This is a genomic window from Dyadobacter sp., assembly GCF_051859145.1.
Taxonomy (GTDB): Bacteria; Bacteroidota; Bacteroidia; order Cytophagales; family Spirosomataceae; genus Dyadobacter.
The window spans coordinates 1-2789 of sequence record NZ_JBHYGF010000164.1 but is presented as its reverse complement, the minus strand read 5'-3'; the positions used below and the strand labels follow the sequence as shown (position 1 = coordinate 2789).

Annotated in this window: 3 protein-coding genes; all 3 read left to right on the top strand. The window is 48.7% G+C overall.

Annotation, left to right across the window (positions count from 1 at the left end):
* Nucleotides 1-757: AAA family ATPase (locus ACTIE6_RS11010; RefSeq protein WP_439556680.1), on the top strand; the 757-nt coding region annotated here is incomplete at its 5' end.
* A gap of 102 nt (nucleotides 758-859) precedes the next feature.
* Nucleotides 860-1627: an SDR family NAD(P)-dependent oxidoreductase gene (locus ACTIE6_RS11005; RefSeq protein ID WP_439556679.1), complete on the top strand. Its 768-nt coding sequence runs from the start codon at nucleotides 860-862 to the stop codon at nucleotides 1625-1627.
* A 128-nt stretch (nucleotides 1628-1755) separates the two neighbouring features.
* A complete protein-coding gene (locus tag ACTIE6_RS11000) occupies nucleotides 1756-2715 on the top strand; it encodes a 1-phosphofructokinase family hexose kinase (RefSeq protein ID WP_439556678.1) in 960 nt (319 codons plus the stop codon).
* The last annotated feature ends 74 nt before the right edge of the window (nucleotides 2716-2789 follow it).

Below are 2789 nucleotides of genomic sequence, written 5' to 3'. Positions count from 1 at the left end.
GCAAGCTGCTGATTATAATGTAGAAGCTGCCGAGCGCGGGATCGTTTACATTGATGAGATCGACAAAATTGCACGTAAGTCTGACAACCCTTCGATTACCCGCGATGTAAGTGGCGAAGGTGTTCAACAGGCGCTTTTGAAATTACTGGAAGGCTCGATTGTGAATGTGCCCCCGCAAGGCGGTCGCAAGCACCCCGACCAGAAAATGATTACCCTGAATACCGAAAACATTCTTTTCATCTGCGGAGGCGCATTTGACGGAATTGAGAGACATATCGGAAAACGCATTAACACACGTCCGATTGGTTTTTCAGGTGACAACAGGATCATTGAGATTTTTGACAAAGGCAATTTAATGCGCTATGTAACAGCAATGGACCTTAAATCTTTCGGTTTGATCCCTGAGCTGATTGGTCGCCTGCCTGTGCTCACGCACTTAAATCCGCTTGACCGCGAAACGCTGCGCCGCATTCTGACAGAACCAAAGAATGCATTGGTGAAGCAGTACAGCAAACTGTTCGCCATGGAGGGAATCAATCTGCATTTTGAAGACGCAGTGCTTGATTACATTGTTGACCAGGCGATGACTTACAAGCTGGGCGCACGCGGACTTCGCTCGATCTGCGAATCGATTATGACCGACGCGATGTTTGACCTGCCTTCGCAGACAGATGTAAAAGATTTCACGCTTTCTCTGGACTACGCAAAAGATAAATTTGAGAAATCAGCGATGTCGGTGCTACGCTCTGTGGCCTAGACAATTGACTTAATAGTAAGTAGCGCCTGACATCTTCGAGATGTCAGGCGTTTTATTTTTTACCCCAATAGTCCTATTTTGCAACAAAAATGACTTGTAGAAATGGAAAATTGGCTGGGTAACAAATCGATTGTGGTTATAGGAGGAACAACCGGGCTGGGCTTTTCAGCAGCGAAAGCATTTGTCAGAAATGGCGCAAACGTGATTGTAGTAGGCCGCAATCCCGAAAACTGCCTGGTGGCTGAGCTACAACTTGGCAGTACCGCCCGCGCCAAGCAGGCTGATGCGACTCACCCGCAAACCGCCATGGAAGCGATACAACTTTGCATTCGTGAATTCGGTAGTTTCGATGGACTATACCACGTCGCAGGCGGCGGCGGAGAGAAATTCGGTGACGGACCTTTGCACGAGCTTTCACTTGAAGGCTGGCACAAAACGCTTGACTGGAACCTGACTTCACTGATGCTGTCAAACCAGGCTGCTATCCGTACCTTTATGGGAATGAACAAGGGCGGCAGCATACTGAACATGAGCTCGGTACTCGGCTTTTACCCTTCTTCCCAATTTTCAAATCACGCTTATGCTACTGCAAAGTCGGCGGTACTGGGTTTTTCCAAATCAATCGCTTCTTCTTACGCATCCAAAAACATCAGGGTGAATGTACTCTCACCAGGGATCATAGAGGGAGTTGAAGGCAAAGAATCTGAACAGTTTGTAACCAGCAAACAGTCACTGGACGGAGGCCGATATGGCATACCGGGCGACCTGGATGGGGCCGCGGTCTATTTCATGTCTGATTATTCGAAATTCACGACCGGCCAGAACTTATCTGTTGATGGCGGCTGGGAAGTGAGCGACGGGCAATACTGAATAAAATGCCGGGGTTATGTGAACAAATCAAGATGGCTGCATCGGCAATCACTTTTTTTCTTTTATTCGCGTAAATTAAGTGATAAGTTGTTCCGCCTTCGAGGTTTAAACTAACATACAGCATTTTTATGGCTACCGGACCAATTGTGACCCTGACAATCAATCCTGCGCTCGACAAAAGTTCGGAGGTTTCCCGAATTGTACCGGACAATAAGCTCCGTTGCGGAACGCCCACATTTGAGGCCGGAGGCGGCGGGATCAATGTGGCGAAGGCTATTCACAGGTTAGGTGGAAATCCGATCGCTATTTTTACAATTGGCGGACCAACCGGACAGAGACTGCACAAGCTTGTTAAGAATGAAGGTGTGGGGACCATGGTGATTGAGACCAAACAATGGACCCGCGAAAACTTCCACGTACTTGAAACCAGCACAGGCTTTCAGTACCGGTTCGGAATGCCGGGCAGCGAAATGATGCCGACCGAAGTAAGATCAATTCTTGAAATGATGGAGGAGTTTGACCCAAAACCTTCCTATATCATTGCCAGCGGCAGTTTGCCTCCGGGTGTTCCCGAGGACTTTTACGGTCAGATATCCAGGATCGCTAATAAGCAAGGTGCCAAATTCATTGCCGATACCTCCGGAGATGCATTGCGCTTTGCAGCAGAATCGGGTGTGTACCTTCTTAAACCCAATATTACAGAGCTAAGTGAGCTCGTGGGTGTGGACAAGCTTGAAATGGACGAGGTAGACGATGCGGCCCGCGCGTTGATCATTCGCGGTCAATGCGAGGTAGTCGTAGTATCAATGGGTGCAATGGGCGCGATGCTGGTGACCGAAGACCAGGTGGAACACATTCCGGCGCCACCCGTCCAGCCCAAAAGTACAGTCGGTGCAGGAGATAGTATGCTGGCCGGTATTGTCTGGACACTCTCGCAGGGTAAATCTTTCCGTGAAGCTGTTCGAATGGGCGTAGCATGTGGTACTGCTGCAACTATGAATGCAGGGAGCGAGCTTTTCAAAATGCAGGATGTAAACCACCTGATGGACTGGCTGAACCGCTACGGAAAACGCTACTCGGCAAGCTAGCCGAATCAAAACTATGCGATAGTAAGAATGTGAATGGGTTGTCTTTTTTGATAAAAACCCAGCTCATGTCCTAT